The 23,558-nt window shown below is 31.1% G+C and carries 16 protein-coding genes and 2 pseudogenes; 9 read left to right on the top strand and 9 right to left on the bottom strand.

Going from position 1 to position 23,558, the window contains the following annotated elements:
- Positions 1 to 36: 36 nt before the first annotated feature.
- The 6 genes from pheT to thrS form a co-directional block, all read right to left on the bottom strand.
- Positions 37 to 2,469 carry a phenylalanine--tRNA ligase subunit beta gene (pheT, locus tag JK145_RS01170; protein WP_220665040.1) on the bottom strand — a complete coding sequence of 811 codons (2,433 nt, stop codon included), beginning with the start codon at positions 2,467 to 2,469 and terminating at the stop codon, positions 37 to 39.
- Between the two features lie 18 nt (positions 2,470 to 2,487).
- Entirely contained in the window at positions 2,488 to 3,480 is a 993-nt protein-coding gene (gene pheS, locus JK145_RS01175; RefSeq protein ID WP_220665247.1) for a phenylalanine--tRNA ligase subunit alpha, read from the bottom strand.
- A gap of 412 nt (positions 3,481 to 3,892) precedes the next feature.
- Positions 3,893 to 4,249 carry a 50S ribosomal protein L20 gene (rplT, locus tag JK145_RS01180; RefSeq protein ID WP_220665041.1) on the bottom strand — a complete coding sequence of 119 codons (357 nt, stop codon included), beginning with the start codon at positions 4,247 to 4,249 and terminating at the stop codon, positions 3,893 to 3,895.
- A 57-nt stretch (positions 4,250 to 4,306) separates the two neighbouring features.
- Positions 4,307 to 4,504, bottom strand: coding sequence for a 50S ribosomal protein L35 (rpmI, locus tag JK145_RS01185; protein ID WP_220665042.1), 198 nt, complete (start codon positions 4,502 to 4,504; stop codon positions 4,307 to 4,309).
- Positions 4,505 to 4,525: 21 nt separating this feature from the next.
- The gene (gene infC, locus JK145_RS01190) at positions 4,526 to 5,086 is read right to left on the bottom strand and encodes a translation initiation factor IF-3 (protein ID WP_220665248.1); all 561 of its coding nucleotides are present in this window, start codon (positions 5,084 to 5,086) and stop codon (positions 4,526 to 4,528) included.
- A 3-nt stretch (positions 5,087 to 5,089) separates the two neighbouring features.
- The gene (gene thrS / locus JK145_RS01195; RefSeq protein WP_220665043.1) at positions 5,090 to 7,021 is read right to left on the bottom strand and encodes a threonine--tRNA ligase; all 1,932 of its coding nucleotides are present in this window, start codon (positions 7,019 to 7,021) and stop codon (positions 5,090 to 5,092) included.
- 1,139 nt (positions 7,022 to 8,160) lie between these two features.
- On the opposite strand from thrS, the gene nadE reads away from it, so the two are divergent.
- Positions 8,161 to 8,988 carry an ammonia-dependent NAD(+) synthetase gene (gene nadE, locus JK145_RS01200; RefSeq protein WP_220665044.1) on the top strand — a complete coding sequence of 276 codons (828 nt, stop codon included), beginning with the start codon at positions 8,161 to 8,163 and terminating at the stop codon, positions 8,986 to 8,988.
- A 124-nt stretch (positions 8,989 to 9,112) separates the two neighbouring features.
- Here the strand turns inward: nadE and kdsA are convergent, their stop codons facing one another.
- The 3 genes and pseudogenes from kdsA to prfA form a co-directional block, all read right to left on the bottom strand.
- Positions 9,113 to 9,961 (bottom strand): 3-deoxy-8-phosphooctulonate synthase, encoded by an 849-nt coding sequence (gene kdsA / locus JK145_RS01205; RefSeq protein ID WP_220665045.1) that lies wholly within the window; start codon positions 9,959 to 9,961, stop codon positions 9,113 to 9,115.
- A gap of 310 nt (positions 9,962 to 10,271) precedes the next feature.
- Positions 10,272 to 11,093 (bottom strand): annotated as a pseudogene (prmC, locus tag JK145_RS01210) (peptide chain release factor N(5)-glutamine methyltransferase); the annotation flags it as partial.
- Between the two features lie 23 nt (positions 11,094 to 11,116).
- On the bottom strand, positions 11,117 to 12,199 hold the full coding sequence (prfA, locus tag JK145_RS01215; RefSeq protein WP_220665046.1) for a peptide chain release factor 1: 1,083 nt from the start codon (positions 12,197 to 12,199) through the stop codon (positions 11,117 to 11,119).
- Positions 12,200 to 13,105: 906 nt separating this feature from the next.
- On the opposite strand from prfA, the gene lolB reads away from it, so the two are divergent.
- From lolB to adk, 8 genes and pseudogenes are all read left to right on the top strand, one after another.
- On the top strand, positions 13,106 to 13,720 hold the full coding sequence (gene lolB, locus JK145_RS01220) for a lipoprotein insertase outer membrane protein LolB (protein ID WP_220665047.1): 615 nt from the start codon (positions 13,106 to 13,108) through the stop codon (positions 13,718 to 13,720).
- Positions 13,720 to 14,607, top strand: coding sequence for a 4-(cytidine 5'-diphospho)-2-C-methyl-D-erythritol kinase (gene ispE, locus JK145_RS01225; RefSeq protein ID WP_220665249.1), 888 nt, complete (start codon positions 13,720 to 13,722; stop codon positions 14,605 to 14,607). Before lolB ends, ispE begins: the two co-directional genes overlap by 1 nt.
- Positions 14,608 to 14,763: 156 nt before the next feature.
- The gene (locus tag JK145_RS01230; RefSeq protein WP_220665048.1) at positions 14,764 to 15,711 is read left to right on the top strand and encodes a ribose-phosphate pyrophosphokinase; all 948 of its coding nucleotides are present in this window, start codon (positions 14,764 to 14,766) and stop codon (positions 15,709 to 15,711) included.
- A gap of 441 nt (positions 15,712 to 16,152) precedes the next feature.
- The gene (pth, locus tag JK145_RS01235; protein ID WP_220665250.1) at positions 16,153 to 16,755 is read left to right on the top strand and encodes an aminoacyl-tRNA hydrolase; all 603 of its coding nucleotides are present in this window, start codon (positions 16,153 to 16,155) and stop codon (positions 16,753 to 16,755) included.
- Between the two features lie 98 nt (positions 16,756 to 16,853).
- Positions 16,854 to 17,942, top strand: coding sequence for a redox-regulated ATPase YchF (gene ychF, locus JK145_RS01240; RefSeq protein WP_220665049.1), 1,089 nt, complete (start codon positions 16,854 to 16,856; stop codon positions 17,940 to 17,942).
- A gap of 1,718 nt (positions 17,943 to 19,660) precedes the next feature.
- Positions 19,661 to 20,767, top strand: a pseudogene (gene dnaX / locus JK145_RS01245) (DNA polymerase III subunit gamma/tau); the annotation flags it as partial.
- A gap of 886 nt (positions 20,768 to 21,653) precedes the next feature.
- Positions 21,654 to 22,259, top strand: a complete 606-nt coding sequence (gene recR / locus JK145_RS01250) for a recombination mediator RecR (protein ID WP_220665051.1) — start codon at positions 21,654 to 21,656, stop codon at positions 22,257 to 22,259.
- A 578-nt stretch (positions 22,260 to 22,837) separates the two neighbouring features.
- Positions 22,838 to 23,485, top strand: coding sequence for an adenylate kinase (gene adk / locus JK145_RS01255; protein ID WP_220665052.1), 648 nt, complete (start codon positions 22,838 to 22,840; stop codon positions 23,483 to 23,485).
- Positions 23,486 to 23,558 lie beyond the last annotated feature (73 nt).

The raw sequence follows: 23,558 nt of genomic DNA on the forward strand, positions 1-23,558 counted from the left end.
CGTAAGAACTCAACGAATTTTTTAAACAAAAAGTTCCTATCTCTCTTCGCATTGGTTACTTCTTAATGAAGCTTGGAATCTTTTTTTTAGCGCCGCAACACAATTATTAACAATGATAGTAATTTCTTTTTCCTCCAAAGTATGAAAAGAATCTTGCAAAATTAAACTAATACCTAAACTTTTAAATCCTTTTGGTATTCCTTTTCCTTGGTATACGTCAAATAAATTTATTTCAACTAATTGATTTTTGACAACTTTCTTACATTCTCTAATTACGTCCGCTGCAGGAATGTCAGAGGCTACTATTAAAGCAATATCGCGTCGATTGATAGGAAATCGTAAAATATCATTTACTTGACAAAGTTTTTTGCGTTTTTCAGCTTTTTCCCATAAAAACTCAAATATTAATGTCTGTTCAGTCAAATTAAGTTTTGTTTCAAGCATAGGATGAATAGCACCAACAAAGCCAATAATGTTATTATTTAAATAAATTGCAGCACTCTGTCCTGGATGTAGAGCTGGATGACTTTGTTTCTTAAATTCAATATCTTCTAATGTTCCAATAAGATTAAATATCGCCTCAAGATCCCCTTTAATATCATAAAAATCTACTAAACGGTTCGATTGACTCCAATGCTCATTAAATCGTGGTCCACTGATAACTCCGGATAACATAAGATCCTGACGAACACCTAAATTGGCTTTGTCATCAGGAATAAAACATAAGCCGCTTTCAAATAAACGGATTCGTCGATGCTGACGATTTTGATTATAAGTTGCAACAGCGAGAAGTCCAGTCCATAAAGATAAACGCATAACTGACATATTTTTAGAGACTGGATTAAGTAGTGCCATTGATTTTTGTTCTGGGTGTAGTTGTGTCTGTTTCTTTACATCGACAAAACTATAGGTAATAACTTCTCTATATCCACGATCCGCTAATAATTTTTTCGCTCGTGTTAATGGAAAAACTGGTTCATGATCACACGATGACATCAGTAAACTAGTACATATTGGAATATTTGGTATCAAATCATATCCATACATCCGTATGATTTCTCCTATTAAGTCTTCCTCAAAAGATATATCAAAACGCCAACTTGGTGTTATCACTTTCCATCCATGTTCAACATAGCCAACTTGAAAACCTAAGCGAGTAAGAATATCAATTACTGTTTTATCTGGAATAAAATGACCAACTAAACGATAAAGATTTTTTTTTCTTAAAGTTATTGAATTTAGTTTCAAATTTGCACTTGGAATCTTTGCTCTGAAAACTGGACCTGGTCTACCATTACAAATTGTTATTAACAGTTCGGTTGCACGCTCTATAGCATAATGCTGTATCATTGGATCTATTCCAAGCTCATAGCGATGCAATATATCATCATTCCATAATTGATAACGACGGACACCATTGGTAATGACTAAAGGATTGAAAGAAGCACACGATAGTACTATGTTCTGAGTGTTCAGACTAATATTAAATGGTGCATTGACAAAAGAAACTCCTGCTATTGCTAAAATTTGACGCTGATCAGCAACTACCAGTGTCTTTGGAAATAACGTTATATTACTACGATCAAGGAGAGTAAATGACTCGCCCAAACGAGAATAACGTAGCACCATATTTCCTTCAATATAATTTTTATTGAAAACACTTATTGGCTGTCCAAGTTCTAACAAAACATAGTTAGAGATATCTTTTACAACATTGATTGACTGTAATCCACAACGACGTAACTTTTCAATCATCCATAATGGAGTGTTAGCTCTAACATTGATATTTTCTATTACCCGTATTGCATAACTTTGGCAAGCATCTTTTGTTTTAGGATCAATACAAACAGACAATTTAGTGCTAACTTGGGGAAAAATTGTTTTGATGGTTGGCATAAATAATGGAAGTCGATTATATGTTGCTACATCACGGGCAATCCCTAACAAACTAAGACAGTCTCCACGGTTTGGTGTTACGTTAATGTCAATGATATTATCATTCATTTTCAGGTATGTACGAATATCTTGACCAATCGGTGCATCCTCTGGCAGCTCGATAATATCGTTATGGTTACTTGTAATTCCTAAGTCAAAAAAAGAGCAAAGTAGACCCTCTGTTGGTTCTCCGTGTACCAAAGTAGTATCAGTTTTATCTTTTTTACCTAAGGAAAAAAGTGTAGCATCAACAGTAGCTACGGCAACTCTTAAATTTGTACGACAATTGGAAGCACTACAAACAATATTCAAAAAATGGTTTTTCCCGATATCTACTTTAGTAACAAACAACTGCTTAATAGTAGCATGTCGCTGACACGCTATTATTAAACCAACTACTACCCCAGCGAATTGACCAGAAGCAGGATTAACGCAGTTCACTTCAAAACCTAGCATGGTAAGTTGATGTCCCAATGTTTTGCTATTGATAGCTGGGTTAACCCATTCGCGTAGCCAGAGTTCACTAAACTTCATAAATTAGATTATATTTTATTATTTAAATAGTTTAAGAAAACGTAAATTATTTTCAAAAAAAGAACGGAGATCAGTTACACCGTAACGAAGCATTGTTAATCTTTCTATACCCATACCAAAAGCAAAACCGGAATAAACTTCTGAATCGATACCAACGTTATGTAATACACTTGGATGAATCATTCCACATCCTAATATTTCTAGCCAACGACCATTTTCTTTCATTATATCAATTTCAGCCGAAGGCATAGTAAATGGAAAATAAGAAGGGCGAAAACGAATCTGTAGACTTTTTTTAAAAAAACTGTGTAAAAAATTACATAATGTTCCTTTTAAATTACTGAAGTTAATGTTTACATCAACAATTAATCCTTCCATTTGATAAAACATAGGCGTATGAGTTTGATCATAATCATTGCGATATACCTTGCCTGAAGAAATAATACGTATTGGTGGTTTTTGTGTTTTCATGATGCGAATCTGCATACCAGAAGTATGAGTACGAAGTAATCGATTTTTATCAAACCAAAAAGTATCATGACTAGTGCGTGCAGGATGATTAGATGGAAAATTTAAGGCATCAAAATTATGATAATTGTCTTCAATTTCAAGTCCAGAGACTATTGTAAATCCTAGTTTACTGAAACAACTTTCAAGGCAAGCAATTGTATGTGATATTGGATGCAAACTGCCAATATCTGTATCACGCCCTGGTAAAGAGATATCTATTGCTTCTCTAGCTAAAAATGTATCTAACCTGATTTTTTCTAACTTTTCCTTGCGATCTATTATTGCTTGCAATATTTCTCGTTTAGCTTGGTTAATCATTGATCCAATCACTGCACGCTCTTTTTTAGCAATTGATTGATCTCGCAATATTGTTATTTGTTTAGCGAAGTGTCCTTTTTTACCTAAATATTTAATACGTACTAATTCTAGTGTTTCTTTACTTAAAGAACGTTCAATCTCTATTTTAGCTTTTTTGACTATATCTATAGGGAGCACCGTCATCATTCTTTAATCTTTTTTTGTTTATTCCATTTGAAAGACATTTTTTTAACAGCCGTCTATAAGTTAATGAAAATTTTTATTTCTTCAAATAGGCATTGATTTACAAACAATTTATAAAGCAACATAAAGATTTTTTTATTTAAAATGATAAAGATATCTAGCTTTAGATAGGTTCTAACATTTAATTCTTAAAAACTGTTTCAAAAGGAAAATTTTTGAAGAGCAAATCTTTTTTCTTTTTTCTAAATTAGAAACTCACACTTCTTTTTATTTTAACAAAAATTTTTATTTTCGACATGTCATTTCTCCTCTTTATCAAGAGAGTAGCTATGATTCACTTCTTTCTAAAGCTTATAGGAATATAAATAGATTAATAACATAGCGAAAACGCAAAAAAATTATTAGAAATAATTTAAATCAAGGTAGTTTTTGCTCTGGTAGATAAGACAGAAAAAGCGTTTTTATCTGAAATAGCAATATCTGCTAGAACTTTTCGATCAATTTTAATCGAAGCTTTCTTTAAACCGTTAATAAATTTACTGTAAGATATTCCATTCCTACGAGCTTCAGCGTTAATGCGAAGGATCCACAGCTGACGAAAGCGACGCTTTTTCTGGCGACGATCACGATAAGCATATTGTCCTGCTTTAATAAGTGCCTGAAATGCAGTACGGTAAACACGAGAACGTGCGCCATAGTAACCTTTTGTTTTTTTTAGAACTTTTTTGTGGCGTGTATGTGCCACTACGCCTCGCTTTACACGGGTCATTTTTCTTTACCCTTCCTTCTTTTCTTAAGATCCCAATTAGTTTAAGCTAATTAACAGTTATATATATGGCAGACAACGGACGATCAAAATCGTATCTCCTTTGGAGATCGAAAATTTTGAACGTAAATGACGTTTTCGTTTGGTTGGTTTTTTTGTTAGAGTGTGACGCATATTAGCGCGTTTATGCCTAAAAGTACCTGAAGCTGTTTTTTTAAAGCGTTTTGCAACACTACGTACCGTTTTAATTTTTAACATGTATATTCATACACCTTGATGCTATAATGTTTTTTTTAAGTTACTGTTCTTCTTAGGCGCAAGAACCATTGTCATTTGACGCCCTTCAATTTTTAAAGGGAAAGATTCTACCACTGCAAGTTCGCTTAAATCGTCTCGAATGCGATTAAGAAGTTTGATACCAATTTGTTGGTGAACTATTTCACGCCCACGGAAGCGTAAAGTAATTCTTGTCTTATCGCCATTTTCTAAGAAACGAATTAAACTACGTAATTTTACTTGGTAATCTCCTTCATCAGTGTTAGGCCTGAATTTGATTTCCTTGATTTGAATAAATTTTTGTTTTCTTCTTTGTTCTTTAGCAGATTTGCTTTTTTGATATAAAAATTTTCCATAATTCATAATTCTACAAACTGGAGGTTTAGCATTAGGGCTAATTTCAACTAAATCAAAGCCTGCTTCTTCGGCTTTTCTAAGTGCTTCATGAAGCATAACAATGCCAATTTGTTCGCCATTGACGCCAGTTAGACGAACCTCTAAAGCTTGGATTTCTTCATTGATACGATTGGAACGCACTGTTTGAACTCGTTTTCCAACTTTAATATTCTATTCCTCCAACTGATGAAGATTTCGATTGAATATTTCTCTTGCTATCTTAGCAATAATTTCTTCAGCGTCAACATCGCCTAGATTTTTATTATGCTGTGTACGAACGGTAACTTTTTTATTTTTTATTTCTTTTTTTCCACAAATAAGCATATAAGGTACTCGTAGTAATGTATGTTCACGAATTTTAAATCCTATTCTTTTATTTCTCAAGTCTGCTTTTGCTCGAATACCAGCTAAAGATAATCTTTCTGTAATGTTTTTAACATACTCAGACTGATCATCAGTGATGCTCATTACAACGACTTGCACTGGAGCTAACCAAGTTGGATAATAGCCAGCATATTCTTCTGTAAGAATACCAATAAAACGTTCCATCGAACCTAAAATAGCACGATGGATCATTACTGGTATCAATTTTTCTTTATTTTTTCCTATATAAGTAGCATTTAAACGAATAGGTAATGAAAAATCAAGTTGAATCGTACCACATTGCCAGGTTCGATTTAGAGAATCCAGAAGAGTAAAATCAATCTTTGGACCATAAAAAGCCCCCTCTCCGTATTGATATCCAAAAGATATATTGTTTTTTTTTAGTGCGGTAATTAAATTTTGTTCTGCTTTATTCCAGATTTCATCGCTTCCAATGCGTTTTTCTGGACGGGTAGATAGCTTTACTGAAATTCTTTTGAACCCAAATGTTTCATACACATCGTATATCATTCTAATACAATTATCAACTTCATCGCAAACTTGTTCTTCGGTGCAAAAAATATGAGCGTCATCTTGAGTAAAATTGCGTAAACGCATTAAACCATGCAATGAACCGGATGGCTCCTTACGATGACAGCTACCAAACTCTGCCATTCGTAGCGGTAAGTCACGGTAGGATTTTAAGCTCTGATTGAAAATTTGCACATGCCCTGGACAATTCATTGGTTTAATACAATACTCTTCATCTTCTGATGAAGTGATATATATGTTTTCAACATAGCTTTCTAAATGCCCAGTTTTTTCCCACAGGATTCGATCCATCATGAAAGGACCTTTTACTTCTTGATAAGAATAAGATTTAAGTTTCGTGCAAATAAAAGTTTCTAGTTCTCGAAATATAATCCAACCGTTGTTGTGCCAAAAAACCATACCTGGCGCTTCTTTTTGAATATGATATAAATCAAGCTGTTTACCTATCTTACGATGATCACGCTCTATTCTTTCTTTTGAAGAATGTAAATACGCGTTGAAGTGTTGTTTATCATTCCACGCCATACCATAAATACGCTGCAAAATTTTATTTTCTTTATTTTTTAACCAATGAATGCTGGAAACTTCTTGCAGAGAAAAGAAACGACAAAAACCTATGTTAGGTACATGTGGACCTCGGCATATTTCAACATATTCATTATGATAATATAGCGAAAGACTATTGTTAGGGTTAGTGCTTTGATCAAGAATAGCAACTTTATAACATTCATTTCGTGCTAGAAAAATTTCTCTAGCTTGTTTCCAATTAACCTTTTGTTTTCTAATAGCGTAAGCTTTGCTAGCTAACTTTTTCATTTTTGCTTCTAACAAGCAAAGGTCCGATTGCGCCAAGTTATAATCAAGATCTATGTCGTAATAAAACCTTTTATTTATGACTGATCCAGTGACCATTTTAGCCTCTGGCCATAATTGTTTAATCGCATATCCTAACAAGTGTGCACAGGAGTAACGAATAATTTTTAATCCAGCGTCGTCTTTATAGTTAATAATAACGAGTTGAACGTAATCGGATTCAATTATATCGATAGCATCCGTTAGTTTTCCATTAACAAGACCAGCAATACAACCTCTAGCTAAATCAGGATTAACCTGTTTAGCAATATCAAGGATAGAAACGGGATAAGCAAACCTATGCTGACTTCCATTAGGGAGAATTATAACTGGCATAAAGTTTCCTTAGATTGTATCATTTAATGGTAATAATAACCAGTATGAGTTAAGATTACAAAAGGCTTTATTTTTTATTAAAAATAGTGTGACGATTTAATCAATAATGAATTAAATCTGTACTAGTTAGTACGCGTTAAATTAAGTTTCTTATTACTCATAGTAAAGTTATTGAATCAAATTATCAAACGCTAGCTTATTATAAATATACTTTAATGTCGTTATACTGCACAACGTAATAAACTACTTATTCATATACAATATGATGAAAAACCATTTAAAGAAAAAATGGAAATAGCACATATTCCGTAGTAGTATTTCCTGATCTTCAAAAACAAAATATAAAAAAGTTAATTAAAAAGTTAAAATTATACGCTCTTTCTATTTTAGGACAAAATAAAAAACTAAAAGAAAGTTGATGAACCAAGAAAAATTTTTAACATTAAAAAACAAGCTTCTTTAAAAGAAGAAAAAGTTTTCTTAATCTTTTAATTAAGATAATCTATTTTTTAATTGTGATAGGACGTATTAATACAATTTTTTTAAAAATTAGCTTCTTTTAGAAAAACGATCTTTCAATTTCGACTGAATTAACTTGCGTTAATTAAAATACGACTTTTAGTTGCTAACGTTAATTAATGTTGACAAAAATTTAGATCTAAATCTTCTTTTTTTTGTTTTAGTTATCAAATTTTTTTAAATAAAAACTTAAAATAATCCTAAATAATTTTTTTTATTTTTAATCTAAACTGATACTAGATCTGTTATCAATTTTAATAAATTGACTTTAGAAAATTTGTTTTTAGTAAAAATTACAATTTCTTTTTTTTGGTTTGACTTATGTTTTATATATAAATAAATACAAAGCTTTATTTCTACTTTTTATTAAAAATTACCTAGTGATTACGATTTGATCGTTCTCAATTAAGTTAGTTGTTGATGTCAAATACATGAATCTAATTTCATTACTAACAACAGGTAATGTGAAAATAAATTTTGATCTAAATTAATCTGTTTAGATAATAATTTAATTGACATTAAATAATGCTAGTGTAAGTTTCATGAACTTTAGCAATTACTTCTACCATATTTATCAACAAATAAATAGTGAAGTTACGCTCCTTTTCAAGGGAAAATACATGTCAAAACAGCAGGAAATTATAACAATTTTAGGTGTAAAATCAAAAATTGATCCAGCAATCGAATTTCGTATCAGTGTTGAGTTTCTCAAAAAGTATCTAAAGAAACATCAGTTCATACGGACACTCGTTCTCGGAATTAGTGGTGGACAAGACTCAACATTGACAGGCAGGATTTGCCAGCAAGCAATTAATGAGTTACGACAGGAAACTCATATTACGGATTATCAATTTTTTGCAGTTCGTCTTCCTTATGGAAGGCAAATAGACGAAACAGACTGCTTAGACGCAATTAAATTTATCCAACCTGATAAGGTGATAACAATCAATATTAAGAAAGCTGTTCAAACCAGTGAAGCTATACTATATGCAGCAGGAATTACGTTAAATGATCATGTGAAAGGAAATGAGAAAGCAAGAGAACGCATGAAAGTGCAATATAGTATAGCCGGTATGACTGCTGGTTTAGTAGTAGGCACTCATCATGCTGCAGAGGCGATAACAGGGTATTTTACTAAATATGGAGATGGAGGTACTGATATTAATCCAATCTTCAGACTAAATAAGCGACAAGGGCAAAGTTTATTAAAGTATTTAAAATGCCCCAATCATCTTTATTTAAAAATACCAACTGCCGATCTAGAAGACAACCGTCCTGCTCTTTCAGATGAAGAGGACATGAATATTACTTATGAAGTAATTGACGACTATTTAGAAGGAAAATGTATCAATATTGACCAGGCAAATATGATCGAAAATCAGTATCGATTAACCGAACACAAAAGAAGGTTACCAATAACAATTTTTGATAGTTTTTGGGAAAAATAGCTTATAAACTGATCAGATTTATTTTCAATAACTAAAAAGTTAAGATGTTTTACTGCAAACGCAAAAATCTATTACTTTTGATTTTACATGAATTGGTATAAGTTTATTACTAGATTAGTTTCGGTCAATTTTCGAATTCTGGAAATGATTTTACTAATTTATCAATTGCTTTTATTTGTTGTAGTAACGACTCAAGCTTAATAAGTGGTAAAGCTGAGGGGCCATCACATTTAGCGTTTTCTGGGTTTGGATGTGCTTCAATGAAAAGACCAGCAATTCCAATTGCCATGGCAGCGCGTGCTAACTCATATATTTGTTCTCGGCGACCTCCTGAAACTACATCATGTGGATTACGTATTTGTAATGCATGAGTAACATCAAAAATTACCGGACAACCTCCGGAGATTTTTTTCATTATATTAAAACTTAACATATCCACTACTAAATTATCATAACCAAAATTACTCCCACGATCGCATAAAATTAGTCGATGGTTACCAAATCCACGGAATTTTTCAACAACATTACCAATTTGTTCTGGACTAATAAACTGTGGTTTTTTCACATTAATTACCGCATTAGTTTGCGCTATAGCTTTAACTAAATCAGTTTGTCGTGCTAAAAATGCCGGTATTTGAATTACATCTACCACATCTGCTACACTTTTCACTTGATTTGGCTCGTGTACGTCGGTTATTATCTTTACCTTAAAACTCTTTTTTAAATGAGAGAAAATTTTCATACCTTTTTCTAATCCTGGTCCACGATAGGAATAAATAGATGAACGATTAGCTTTATCGAATGAGGCTTTGAAAATAAAAGGTATCTTTAGTTTTTCTGTTACATTAATGTAATGTTCGCAAATTTGCGTTGCTAAATCACACGATTCTAATACATTCATTCCACCAAATAGTACGAAGGGAAAGTTATTAGCTACTTGAATCTCGCCAATATTAACTATAATATGCTTCATTTTAAGTTCTATTGATCTACTATTTCTAATTTAAATAAACAATAACTATTCTATTTGAGTTATTCAGACCTTTCTTGATATATTGAATATCATTCACATCATGTGAACGATATACTTTATACCCATAATATATAATTTTACTTTTAGTAATTTCATATTAATTGCATGAAAAATTAGCAATTAGATATTCATTCTTAGTGAAAGAATGAGAAAGTATATTGATTTTATGGCAAAATCTTGCATTACGCTTTTTTTATCTTTACTTATTACTATTAATAATAAATTATTCTTTTATTTTCGATGTCTTTCTTTATCTATTAAACATCCATTTTCCTTGACTTACTCTCTCATTACCGCTGTAATCTTTTATTGTATTAACCTTTTCAAATCCAAATTTAGAGAACATTCTTCGGACAGATGGTCCTTGTTTCCATCCATGTTCCAAAATTAACCAACCTCCTTTTCTTAAATAATCCCTAGCGTATTTAGAAATAAACTCTAGATCTTTTAATCCATCCTTACCCGCTATTAAAGCTTCGCGCGGTTCAAAACGAACATCGCCTTGCGTAAGGAAAGGATCGCCCTCCTTAAGATAAGGAGGATTACTTACAATGAGGTGATAAAAATTTCTTTTCAAGAATTTGAACCAATCTCCCTTATAAAATTGAACGTTTTTCACTCCTATTTGTAAAGCATTAGCTCGGCAAAGACTTATAGCTTCGGATAACCGATCGATGCCAACTATATTCCATTTAGGCCGTTCTACAGCTAACGCTAATGTAATTGCGCCGCTGCCAGCACCTAAATCTAATGCTTTAGTATAAATTGGCAATGATAAATTTAGTGCACATTGAACTAAATGCTCAGTTTCTGGACGTGGAATTAAAGTACTTACCGATACTCTTAATGAAAGAGACCAAAATTCACGTTCTCCAATTAAATAAGCGATGGGCTCACCTTGTTCCCGTCGACTTAGTAGCATTTCAAGCGTATTGCCTTGTTTAGTTGTTATTAATGATTGGCTGAAAGCCAGAAGATGAGCACGTGTCGCGCCAGTTACTTTCATTAATAAAACTTCTGCATCACATTTGGGACTAGGACTTAACGATCTTAGCAAACGAAACGTAGCTTGATCGAGCCATTCTTTTCAGGTCATCATAAATTCTTACATAACAAAACAAGCTGATCTGATTGATATTTTTGAATAAGAGGCTGAATTAGGATATCTAGCTTCCCATCGATTATTTCATTTAATTTATAAAGGGTTAGGTTGACACGATGATCTGTTATTCTTCCTTGTGGAAAATTATAAGTGCGAATTCGATCTGATCTATCGCCGCTACCAAGTAAGTTACGACGTGTAGTTGACTCTTCTTGCTGTCGTTTTCGTACTTCAGCGGCGCGTAATCGTGAGCCTAACACTTCCAAAGCTTTAGCTCTATTTTTATGTTGAGAGCGTTCGTCTTGGCATTCTGCTACCAGTCCAGTAGGCAGATGAGTAACACGTATAGCAGAGTCAGTAGTGTTAACATGTTGTCCTCCAGCGCCTGAAGATCGAAATGTATCAACACGTAAGTCTCCTGGATTAATCTTTAATAACTCAACTTTTTGCATTTCCGGAGTTACTGCTACGGTGCAAGTAGAACTATGAACACGTCCTTGCGACTCAGTTTCTGGTATTCGTTGAACCCGATGACCACCAGACTCAAACTTCAGTAATCCGTATGCACCTTTATGAGCTACTTTGATAATAACTTCTTTAAAACCACCCCGCTCGCCGTAACTTATATTTATAACCTCTGTTTTCCATCCTTTAGATTCAAAATAACGACTGTACATACGAAAAAGATTGTTTGCAAAAAGAGCCGCTTCATTGCCCCCTGTCGCAGCGCGAATTTCTAAGAAGCAACCTCGTTTATCATCTTTACCCTCTGGTAACAGCAGTGTTCGTAGTTGATTTTCAATCTGTTCTAATCTTAGATTAGATATGCATATTTCTTCCTGAGCTATACCTTTCATTTCTGGGTCTTGCAGCAAATATTTCGCAATGCGAATATTTTCTTTTGTTTGTTTCCAGTTCTTAAAGTGACAAGTGATCTCAAAGAGACGTACATATTCCTTTGATAAAGTACGAAAGCTAACTTGATCAAATATAACCTCAGGCTTGCGAAGTAAAATTTCCACTTCTTTACAGCGTTTTCTCAGTGCATTTAATTTGGTAATCACTGAGTATTTCATAAATATGAATCCTTATTTTTACAGACGTTTATTAAAACGTACTAATTATAGTTTTATGCGTAAAATATAGATTTTTATTTTCTATAAAAATAGATTGTAGAAAAATTTTTCTTAAAAAGAAGATTAAACTTTATTGTCTTAATTAGACAATTAAAGCATTTTTAATCTATCATTAATTATTTTTCAATGCATTTGAAACGTTTTTAACTGAAAAACTTCTAAATTGATTTTAGATTCAAAAAAAATATCGCACTAGTTTGTTGGAAATAAACAATCATCAAAAGTTCTCGTATTTATCTTGCGCATTTTATACAAACAATTAAGATTAGAGCTAATAAAGAACGCATCACTACACTTTAACATAAATCTCTCGATAGAGAAAATTCTAATAAATTAGAAAAAATAGTTTACTTCTAAAATAAATTTTCCTCATGAAATGAGAAATATATCTAGTTCTTATCATTAAAGTATTTAATATCAAGTATTCTCTCTTAAAGAGAAAATTTTTCTAAAAAGCTAAAAATCCTTTCCTTTAAGAGGAAATTATAAATAAATTTTACTGTTTAAATTTACTATTAGTTTAATTTTAGTTAGTAAATTTGAATAAATGTTTTTATGAATTTAGTAATTTAATCTTAATTCCCTTAAGGGAAGACAAGAAAATTAAAATAATTATTAACATATATACTAGCAATATAGACATATAATTTTTTAAATCCTTTGTTTTTACTTTAAAAATTGGTTCTAAAAAGAGCTGTACTAGCGACACTATAGTAATAGGTCTTCACTAAGACACTTATTGAAAATGCGCAACATAGATTAGTAAAATAAACAAAGTAAGTCAGAGTCTTTCGGCATAGATAAAAATTTAATTGCTTTATAATGATTGAAAGGAAGATTGAAGTGATGTCTGGATATAGTTATATTATAATCTGTTTGTGTCTTCTATTTCCAGTTTCCTGTAGTATGTATACTCCCCCAGAAGCAATTAGGAATCAAATCCTATCTGAAAAGTGGAAACTTCATAAACAATCTTTATCTAAACTTAGCTCTTATCAAGTTCGTGGTGCTCTCTCTTTTCTTTCCGATAAAAAGAAAGTTTTTGCACGATTTAATTGGCAGCAAAAAAATGATAAATGTTATCGTTTAATCCTTACTAATTTGCTTGGTAGCACGGAACTAGATTTAAATATTAATCAAGGAACAGTGCAACTGATTAACGATCAAGGAAAATATTATATTGGCAGCAACCCAGAAGTAGCACTTCAAAAATTAATTAATATGCCTATACCACTCAACGAATTACGTGAGTGGTTAATTGGTCTACCTGGAAGTTCTACTAATTTTACTTTGAATTCTAATGGACTTATATATGTTTTGAATTCTGATGTTAATGGATACTTTTGGACCGTTGTTTACCACGGCTATTACGAGAATACGTTAGTAACTTTGCCGTCTAGCTTAGAGTTAAGACAAGGTAATAATCGAATCAAGCTAAAAATAGATAGTTGGAAATTATGATGATTCAAGAATGGCCATCACCAGCTAAACTTAATTTGTTTTTGTATATTACAGGACTTCGTGCAGATGGTTATCATTTTTTGCAAACATTGTTTCAGTTTCTTGACTATGGAGATGCTCTAACTATTATACCAACCAAAAATGGACGTATCCGTTTAACAAGTAAGATAGAAGGATTAAAAGAGCAAGATAATCTTATTATTCGTGCTGCAAGATTATTGCAGCGTTACTGTCCATCGAAAAAAAATTCCAAAAAATTGGGAGCAGATATTAAAATAAAAAAAATCCTTCCAATAGGCGGAGGACTCGGAGGAGGGGCTTCTAACGCAGCGACTGTTTTATTAGTTCTTAATATTTATTGGCTTTGTGGGATGGATATTGCTACCCTAGCTCAATTAGGATTAACTCTTGGTGCCGATATTCCGTTATTTGTATATGGAAAAGCAGCATTTGCAGAAAATATTGGTGAACGTCTTACTCCAGCAGTTCCAGCAGAAAAATGGTATTTGATTCTTAACCCACCGATTAATGTTTCTACACCATATATTTTTAATAATCCAGAGTTAGAAAGAAATACTCCACGTCGACCGTTTGCTCAACTCATGAATACTCCATTTCATAATGACTGTGAGTTTATTGTAACGAAACATTTTCCCATAATTCGACGTTATCTTTCATGGATTTTGAATTACGCTCCATCATCACGATTAACTGGAACAGGTTCTTGCGTATTTGCTGAATTTGATACTGAAGCAAATGCTCGTAAGGTTTTACTAAAGGCGCCTGCATGGATTCATGGCTTTGTAGCCAAAGGCGTTAATATTTCTCCATTGCATTCTTTGTTATCATCAATAGATATACAACATATTCGAAATATAGCTGAATAGTCTTCATGTATGTAGCTTTTACTGTATTTAAAATAAAATTATCCAGAAATTAAAAAGACTAAGGAGATTTCTCAATGATTGCATAGTACAATAAGCATTATTAATGTTAAAGTCACAACACATTCTTTTCTTTTAAAGAAACATTCAAGGTTTCTTGTGCGAGATATAAAACTTTTTGCTGGAAATTCTATTCCGGAACTAGCAGAGCGTATCGCCAATCATTTATATATTAATCTTGGAAATGCTACTGTCAGTCGTTTTAGTGATGGTGAAGTAAGTGTTCAAATTAATGAAAATGTCAGAGGTGGAGATGTTTTTATTATTCAATCTACTTGTGCGCCTACAAATGATAATTTAATAGAATTAATTGTAATGATTGATGCGCTTCGTCGGGCTTCTGCTGGCCGTATTACCGCCGTGATTCCATACTTTGGCTATGCACGTCAAGATCGTCGTGTGCGCTCTGCACGAGTTCCAATCACTGCCAAGGTTATAGCTGATTTTTTATCAAGTGTCGGAGTCGATCGTGTATTAACAGTTGATTTACATGCCGAACAAATTCAAGGTTTTTTTGATGTTCCAGTAGACAATGTATTTGGAAGTTCAATTTTACTAGCAGATATGTTACAAAAAAATCTGGAAAATCCAATTGTTGTTTCTCCTGATATTGGCGGAGTAGTACGCGCTCGTGCGGTAGCTAAATTGCTTAATGATACAGATATGGCAATTATTGATAAACGACGCCCTCGTATTAATGTATCTCAGGTTATGCATATCATTGGTGACGTGGCATGTCGTGACTGTATATTAGTGGATGATATAATTGATACCGGAGATACTTTATGCAAAGCCGCAGAGGCTTTAAAAGAAAGAGGAGCGAAAAGAGTTCTTTCCTATGCTACACATCCTATTTTTTCTGGTAAAGCGCATGAAAATATTAAAAATTCAGTTATTGATGAAGTAATTGTTTGTGATACTATTCCTTTGAATTCATCAATTAAAACACTTACAAACGTAAGTACATTAACATTATCAGGAATGCTAGCTGAAGCAATTCGCCGTATTAGCAACGAAGAATCTATCTCTGCTATGTTTAAGCACTAAATTTAAAATTAATTTAAATTTACCAAAAGTGCTAATTGGTCTCTTGAATGACTATGCATTACGCAACTTTGACAGTTTGAAATAGAAAGATTCTCCCTCTCTAAAAGAGATAAGATAATCTGATCTCCTATGGTTACAATAACTATTTTTATTAGTTAAACAGTGTTATCATTAAACTTTTAAGTCAGTTTGCATGCGAAAGAAGGGTTTAATTAAAAATTAAAACTATAGACTTTTAATTCTAAAATTTAATATAGAGTATTTCGGATATTAGTTTTTACTTCGGACCTTAAATAGGTTCTATACCAGACATTCTTTTTTTTAATTTTTGAAGAAACTATTTTTACTGCAGAACATAAACTTCTATTAAAATATAAACCCTATTATTATTACTAGTGTAATCGTGAGCTCTTTTCTCTAATTATTTAATAATATAATATCATTATGAAAATTAAATTAATTGCAGGATTATCTAACCCTGGACCTGAATATACTTTTACTCGACATAACGCTGGATCATGGTATGTGAAGTTATTAGCAGAATCTTACCAAGAAAGGTTAAAAAGTGAAAGCAAATTTTATGGTTACACTGGTCAGTTAACAATCGGTAATTATAATATTCGTTTATTAATTCCAAATATTTTTATGAATTTTAATGGTACAGCAGTAGCATCAATGGCGACCTTCTATCAAATAGAGCCAGAGGAGATCTTAGTAGCACATGATGAACTAGATTTATTGCCAGGTATAACTCGATTAAAATTAGGTGGAGGACACGGCGGCCATAATGGTCTTAAACATATTATTTCATGTTTAAAAAATAATCAACAATTTTATCGTCTTCGTATTGGAATTGGACATCCAGGGGAAAAAAGCAAAGTTTCAAATTTTGTTCTCAGCAAGCCTACCTTCATAGATTATCAACTGATGACGAATGCTATTAAAAAGGCAGTAGATTGTACGGAAACTCTATTTTTTCATGGAATTATAAAAACAATGAACCGACTACATACTACCATCCAAAGCTCAAATACTAAATTTTAGTCTGCAACTATAATAGAACTCTAAAGATTTAATTTCTAAATTTGATTTGCTAAATAGCAGCAATTTTTAATTAAATAAAGATTCCTCAGTGAGGAGATATGAATTTTAAGTGTGGTATCATCGGACTACCTAATGCAGGTAAATCCACATTATTTAACTCTTTGATTAAAGAAAATCTCAAAATAGCAAATTTTTTGCTTTATAAAATAAAACCAAATATCGGTACAATCATAATTCCTGATCCACGTTTAAATCAACTAGCAGAAATTGTTAAGCCAAAATACGTTTCGCCAGCAACTATAAAATTTATTAAAATTTCTGGATTGATAAAAAACAGTACACCTAAATGGCTAGAAAACCATTTTTTAAAAAAAATCCATAAAGTTCAGATTATTAATCATGTTATACGTTGTTTTGAAGATCACAAAACTATTTACAACAATAAAACTAGACATCTCTGTCCAACGAGAGATATCGATATAGTTAATACTGAACTAATTTTTTCAGATTTAGAAACATGTCAACGAGCGATTCAACAAATAAAAAAATTATCTAGTAGTTCTGATATCAGTTCTGAGTTTACACTGTCAGTTTTAGAAAAATGTTTTTCTCATTTAAACAGTATCGGCATGCTGCGTCTATTTAACTTAACAGAAGAAGAAAAAAATGCCATTCGTCATTTAAAATTTTTAACGTTGAAACCAATGTTATATATTGCTAATGTCAATCAGGACGGATTTGATAATAATCCTTATTTAAGAGAAGTATACAATATTGCTGTACGTGAAAAATCTTCAGTAATCGCTGTCTGTGCCAAAACGAAACCTGATAATGATACTAAACATAATGGAAGAGAGTATAAAGAAGATTTCATGCTACAAAATTCTTTCCAAAATTGCATTATTTCTGCTAGTTATAAATTACTTAATTTAAAAACCTATTTTACTACTGGAGTAAAGGAAGTACGTGCATGGATTGCACCAATCAATACTACTGCAATTCAGTCAGCTGAAAAAATTCATACTGATCTTAAAAAAGGATTTATCCGAGCTAAGATAATTGCCTTTTCTGATTTTATCCTTTATAAAGGGGAACATGGAGCAAAAAAAGCTGGTAGAGTTTATTTTGAAGGAAAAGACTATATAATTAAGGATGGCAATATAGTGTACTTTTTATTTAAAATTTAAATTAGAACAATGCATATTGCACGATTATATCGTTCTAGATTCCCTAAAAAAGATTTTTAATGTAAATTGAATAAAATTTAATACTTATTAAATTTTAGAAACGTCCTAGCGAAAAATTTAATATCTCCTCTTTCGGAAAATTGCAAACCTCTTTTAAACAAAAAGAACACTGCTGAAATTTAGATAATTTTACCTGAACTTGTATGTCAGTCATGGATAATAGAATCTTACTTAATGTAAACACGTTAAGTCGTTAACCTAAAATGAATTTTTTGTTAAAAAATTTATTTTAAAAGTAAAATAAAAATATTTTTGCCTAGAAAAACTCTTAGTTTAACAAAATTCTGGAAAAGAGATAAAAAGGATGTTGCTTTTGTAAGCAAAATATCTAAATATTTTAGGATGTTTTACTATAGCTTATAACTAATTTATTATTTTAACTTTAATAGAATAAAATTTACTTGTGGTATAACGATTCAGATAGTTTGGAATAAGTTCTTCAGAAAAGAACTGTTAGCTATGTTCTACTTGAATTCCTAAAATTTCTATTTATTTATTCTTAAATAATTAAAAAAGCTTTTTAAAAAGATTATGTATGGAGATTTTATTTGCAAAACTTAATGTTTGCTCTTCCGAGAAGAGCAGCTAAAGATAATTTCTTTAAGAAATTCTAATTAAAAGAAAAACTTGTTTATATCCATATGTTAGGAAAATTATAACTTATTTTTGCGTTCAAATTTATATGATAAAGTTAGTATTAATACAATATATCTTCTCGATTTACTTTTTTTACTTTGTAAAAAGAAAAAATCCCGATCTGTGTTTAAAATATTTTCTTTCAGATTAATAAATTATTTTTACAATTCTTAATGAATCTTAATAGTTTTCCGTTTTTATATAGTGCAATTTGTCAAAATTCTTATTAATTTAGAGTCTAAAGAAAAACTGACGAAAATTAATTTCCTTTTTTTTGGTAAAATTCCTCTTTTTTGCAAGAAAACGAATCATGTTTTATCAATTCTTATGATGATTTTTATTTTTTAGGTGATATACTACTAATTTTTAGGGATAAAAATTTCTCTAAAAATAAAAAAAGCGCATACTCTTGATTTAATAAAACAAATTAAAATTACCAAAGAAATAAAGTTTCATCGCATTTATTAAATGAGGTATCGTTTTTATATGCATACTAAATGCAGGCTTCTTTTGATAAAGAATGTTTAGCACGCGTATTTATTATTTTTTATTCATTACTGTAAAACAATTTTATCGTGTTTTTTGAAAAAATTTTAGTTTTTTAAACTATATTATTACTTCGTTAACAAAATAATATTTTTGTCAAATTAGTAAATATTCATTTTTAATTAAATTTGTTAAGAAGAAGAAAATAAATAACAATCTAATAAGTTTCAAACATTGTTGTAATTTATAATGGAACTATTTAGTATTCTGAATCTTTTTATTTAAAAATAGCAAAAAAAACAAGTTAATTATTAATTACTTATACTTATAAAGGTAACTAATTCATTGTAAATACACAAAAAATTAATAACCCTATTAAAGATAATCCCAATTGGAGCTTTAAATAAAGCTTATGACACAGAATCTCTATTTAAAAACCATCTTTATTCTAAACAGATAAGGTCAACAATAGAATTATATAATATGCAACATGCAACTTACAGTGAAAATTTGTTTATGAAAATGAAGTAAAACTTATGAACTATCAGGCACTTGCTCGTAAATGGCGTCCACAAATATTTTCTGATGTAATAGGTCAAGAACATATTTTGACAGTAATAAAAAATAGCCTCTCTTTAAATAGAGTTCATCATTCTTACCTGTTATCCGGAACGCGTGGTGTTGGTAAAACTACTATTGCTCGTTTATTAGCTAAGGGATTAAATTGCAAAAGTGGTGTTACTTCTACTCCATGCAGAGATTGTACTAATTGTAAGGAAATTGAAAAAGGGTGTTTTGTCGATTTGATTGAAGTTGATGCCGCATCTCGAACTAAAGTTGAAGAAATTCGCGAATTATTAGAAAATGTTCCATACGCTCCATCAAATGGAAATTTTAAGGTATATCTAATTGATGAAGCACATATGTTATCCCGATATAGTTTTAATGCTTTGCTTAAGAATCTTGAAGAACCGCCTAAACATGTTAAGTTTCTATTAGCTACTACTGAGCCGAAAAAACTACCAATTACTATTCTTTCTCGCTGTCTTCAGTTTCATTTAAAACTACTTAATGTCAAACAAATTTACAAACGACTATCTTTTATTTTAAAACAGGAAAAAATTATTACTGATTCATATGCGTTACAATTATTAGCTCGTGCCGCTAATGGCAGCATGCGAGATGCACTTAGTCTAACTGATCAAGCTATTGCTATGGGAAACGGCAAAATTAATTATCACACTACGCGATTAGCTCTTGGTTCGATTGATGATGAGCATCCGCTCGATCTCATCGAGGCGTTAGCTAATGCCAACGGAAAGGAAATAATAAAAAAGATTTCACAGTTTGCTGACTGTGATATAAATTGGGATAATTTACTTATTGAAATATTATCTTTATTACATCAATTAACGTTAGGTCAATTGTTTCCAGAGCAATTGATTAATGAAGATATGTCTAATAGAGCAAAGCGACTGAGTAATTTAACTGAACGTTTTTCATCAAAAGACTTACACCTATATTATCAATCCATCCTTACAGGGAGGAAAGTTTTACAATTTGCACCAAATCCTCGAGTTGGAGTTGAAATGATCCTTCTACGAGCTTTGTCAGTTAGCTCAACGCTATCAAAACCCAATATAAACAATAATAATTTACTTATCATAAACGACGAAAAACAGTTGTATTAAACAATAATAATCAGTATAATGACGCCTTTATCAAGGATAAAATATAATTAAAGGGAACAATAATTAACAAAGTTGGCCGTTGCTAAGTTTTCTACATTATCGTTGCCAAAAATTAATGATAAACCAACTAATTAAAAAAGTAAAATAAACCATTATTGGTATTTAGTAGTGTTCTTGTTTATTGATCGTTTTTTTTAAAAAAATTAATTAAATTGGAACAGTGAAAACAAAATGATGAAACTTTCAATTCTAATTCTATTAAATTTTTAACGATAAAATCAGTTTTAAAGAGATCGTTAACTGATAATGCACTGATTTATTCTTTATTGGTTAAAGGATCTCTTCTTAAGGAAGACAACAAAAAATAAAAAACGTAAAATATCTACCTACCTTTCTTTTAAAAGAAATTAATAGTGGAATAGGGCGTCCGAAAAAAATAAGAAAGTTTTTAACTTCAGAGGATAATATTGTACATGCTAGAAGCGATATACTCCCTTTCTGAGAAAGCCTGTGTTTCAGCATAATTGTATAAATCCTAAAAACTTTTATTATCCTAAAAAACTTAGAAAAAGAAAAAACAGAAAAACAGGTAGTTTTTTTAAAAATTAAATTAAAAAGTAAAATGTAAAATACGGTCATTATTCTTTTTTTATTTAAAACTTTTTGGCAAACAATCTTATGAAGATAAATCTATACCTTGTGAATCATTTTAGTCGAAATTGTTCTATATAAGTAAAAATTTAATAGAGATATTTCAAAAATATGAGCACAGCAAATTTTTATATACAAAATACATAAAGCCTCTTCCTATTCTTCTGCCTCACTAAAGAGTTTTTTTATGCAAACAAGTTCCTTGTTAGAGAAGCTGATAGAAGCTTTGTGCATTCTTCCTGGCGTTGGACCAAAATCAGCACGTCGTATGGTTTTTTATTTACTGAAAAATGAACGTAGTAACGGAATGCATTTAGCAAAATTGCTCACTCGTGCAATACTAGAAATTGGACATTGTTTAGAATGTCGTACTTTTACTGAGCAACCCATTTGTTCAATATGCAGTGATCCAAAACGAAAGGAATCTGGACAAATTTGCGTAGTGGAAAAACCAGCAGATATCGGTTTTATTGAACAAACTGGCCAATTCTCTGGTCGATATTTTGTATTAATGGGACATTTATCACCTATTAGTGGTGTTGGACCGGAAGATATTGGTCTTCATAAATTAAAAGAACGACTTAATAATGAAAACGTTGTGGAAATTATATTAGCCACCAACCCAACAGTAGAAGGAGAAGCAACTGTTAACTACATCGTTGAAATGTGTTCACATTATACAACAAAAGTAAGCCGTATTGCACAAGGAGTTCCAGTAGGAGGAGAGATTGAAATGATCGACGGCAGTACTCTTGCTCGTGCACTAATATTTCGCTACCTTGTAAAATCTTAATGTTAACCAACATTCTTATAGAAAATTATTTTCGGTAAAAAATAAACCATCTTATTAAAGTAATAATTTTATCATACAGTAGAGTAGTTAATGTAAACGTAGTAACCTATATAAATTTAAAAAGAAAAAACTAATCTTAATTTTTTAATAAAAATTAGAATTTACTTACTATTAACAATAACTGCAAAATTAAATGTAATTAAAGATCTTAGGATAAGATCTAATAGACTTGTATTGATCTTGCACAAATTTTTTTAGAAAAATTACAGTTTTTTAGATTGATTAATTTATAGTCTAAGCTTTAAGCTTAACAGAAGAGCTGAAAATTAAAAATAATAAGTCACAAAAAGCAGTAATTGTTTTTAGTAAGGACTTGCGAGAAGGTTTTTATTTTTTTTGGTATTTATAATTCCATTGAAGTGATTCTTTCTTTTAAGAAGAGTGTATTTATTGATCACTTCGGTGGTTCTAACTGGTTCTTTCTTAAAACTATTTTAGCTTATTGTTGTTTATTCAGTATAAAGCCTTCTATTGATATAGAAATTTATCAGTTAAAAAATTAAGAATGGAATTGCATTATGGTTCGTATTGTTTTATTAGGTCCTCCAGGAGTTGGAAAGGGAACTCAAGCTCAATTTATTGCAGACAGGTATAATATTCCGCAAATTTCTATAGGAAACATACTTCGCGACGCAGTTCATTCAGGATCTAAGTTTGGAAAAAAAATTAAAAACTTTATGGATACTGGAAAATTAGTAACAGATGAACTAGTTATTCCCTTAATTCAAAAGTTTATTAAGCATAAAGATTGTCGTAGAGGATTCCTTATAGACGGATTTCCTCGAACCTTTTTTCAAGCAATCTCTATGAAGCAATCAAATATTATAGTTGATTACGTTTTGGAGTTTAAAGCACCAGATAGCTTTATCATTAGTCGAACTGCTGGTCGTTTAATTCATCCTTCTTCAGGACGAATTTACCATACAAGATTTAACCCTCCTAAACAAAGGAATAAGGACGATGTAACTGGCGAACCATTAATTATTCGTAACGATGATAAAGAGTTAACTATACGTAAACGCCTAGAAACATACCATCAAACAGCAAAACTTCTAATTGATTATTATCATCAGGAAGCAAGTAATGGATATGTAAAATTTTTTACCATAAACAGTACAAAAAGTATTGAAGAAGTTAGTACCGAAGTAACTTCTCTCCTTGGTTAAAAATTAGTTTAATAATCTTTATGAATTTTATGTTTTGTAAAACAAAGTTAAATTAGTTAATCTAAGATGCTGC

Source organism: Sodalis sp. CWE, from assembly GCF_019646055.1.
Taxonomy (GTDB): domain Bacteria; phylum Pseudomonadota; class Gammaproteobacteria; order Enterobacterales; family Enterobacteriaceae; genus CWE.

Bases quoted from the DNA above. Each gene is read 5' to 3' on its own strand.
- pheS (WP_220665247.1), bottom strand. From the start codon at position 3,480: ATGACGGTGCTCCCTATAGATATAGTCAAAAAAGCTAAAATAGAGATT.
- adk (WP_220665052.1), top strand. From the start codon at position 22,838: ATGGTTCGTATTGTTTTATTAGGTCCTCCAGGAGTTGGAAAGGGAACT.
- ychF (WP_220665049.1), top strand. From the start codon at position 16,854: ATGAATTTTAAGTGTGGTATCATCGGACTACCTAATGCAGGTAAATCC.
- pheT (WP_220665040.1), bottom strand. From the start codon at position 2,469: ATGAAGTTTAGTGAACTCTGGCTACGCGAATGGGTTAACCCAGCTATC.
- rpmI (WP_220665042.1), bottom strand. From the start codon at position 4,504: ATGTTAAAAATTAAAACGGTACGTAGTGTTGCAAAACGCTTTAAAAAA.
- thrS (WP_220665043.1), bottom strand. From the start codon at position 7,021: ATGCCAGTTATAATTCTCCCTAATGGAAGTCAGCATAGGTTTGCTTAT.
- lolB (WP_220665047.1), top strand. From the start codon at position 13,106: ATGTCTGGATATAGTTATATTATAATCTGTTTGTGTCTTCTATTTCCA.
- prfA (WP_220665046.1), bottom strand. From the start codon at position 12,199: ATGAAATACTCAGTGATTACCAAATTAAATGCACTGAGAAAACGCTGT.
- kdsA (WP_220665045.1), bottom strand. From the start codon at position 9,961: ATGAAGCATATTATAGTTAATATTGGCGAGATTCAAGTAGCTAATAAC.
- recR (WP_220665051.1), top strand. From the start codon at position 21,654: ATGCAAACAAGTTCCTTGTTAGAGAAGCTGATAGAAGCTTTGTGCATT.
- rplT (WP_220665041.1), bottom strand. From the start codon at position 4,249: ATGACCCGTGTAAAGCGAGGCGTAGTGGCACATACACGCCACAAAAAA.
- nadE (WP_220665044.1), top strand. From the start codon at position 8,161: ATGTCAAAACAGCAGGAAATTATAACAATTTTAGGTGTAAAATCAAAA.
- ispE (WP_220665249.1), top strand. From the start codon at position 13,720: ATGATTCAAGAATGGCCATCACCAGCTAAACTTAATTTGTTTTTGTAT.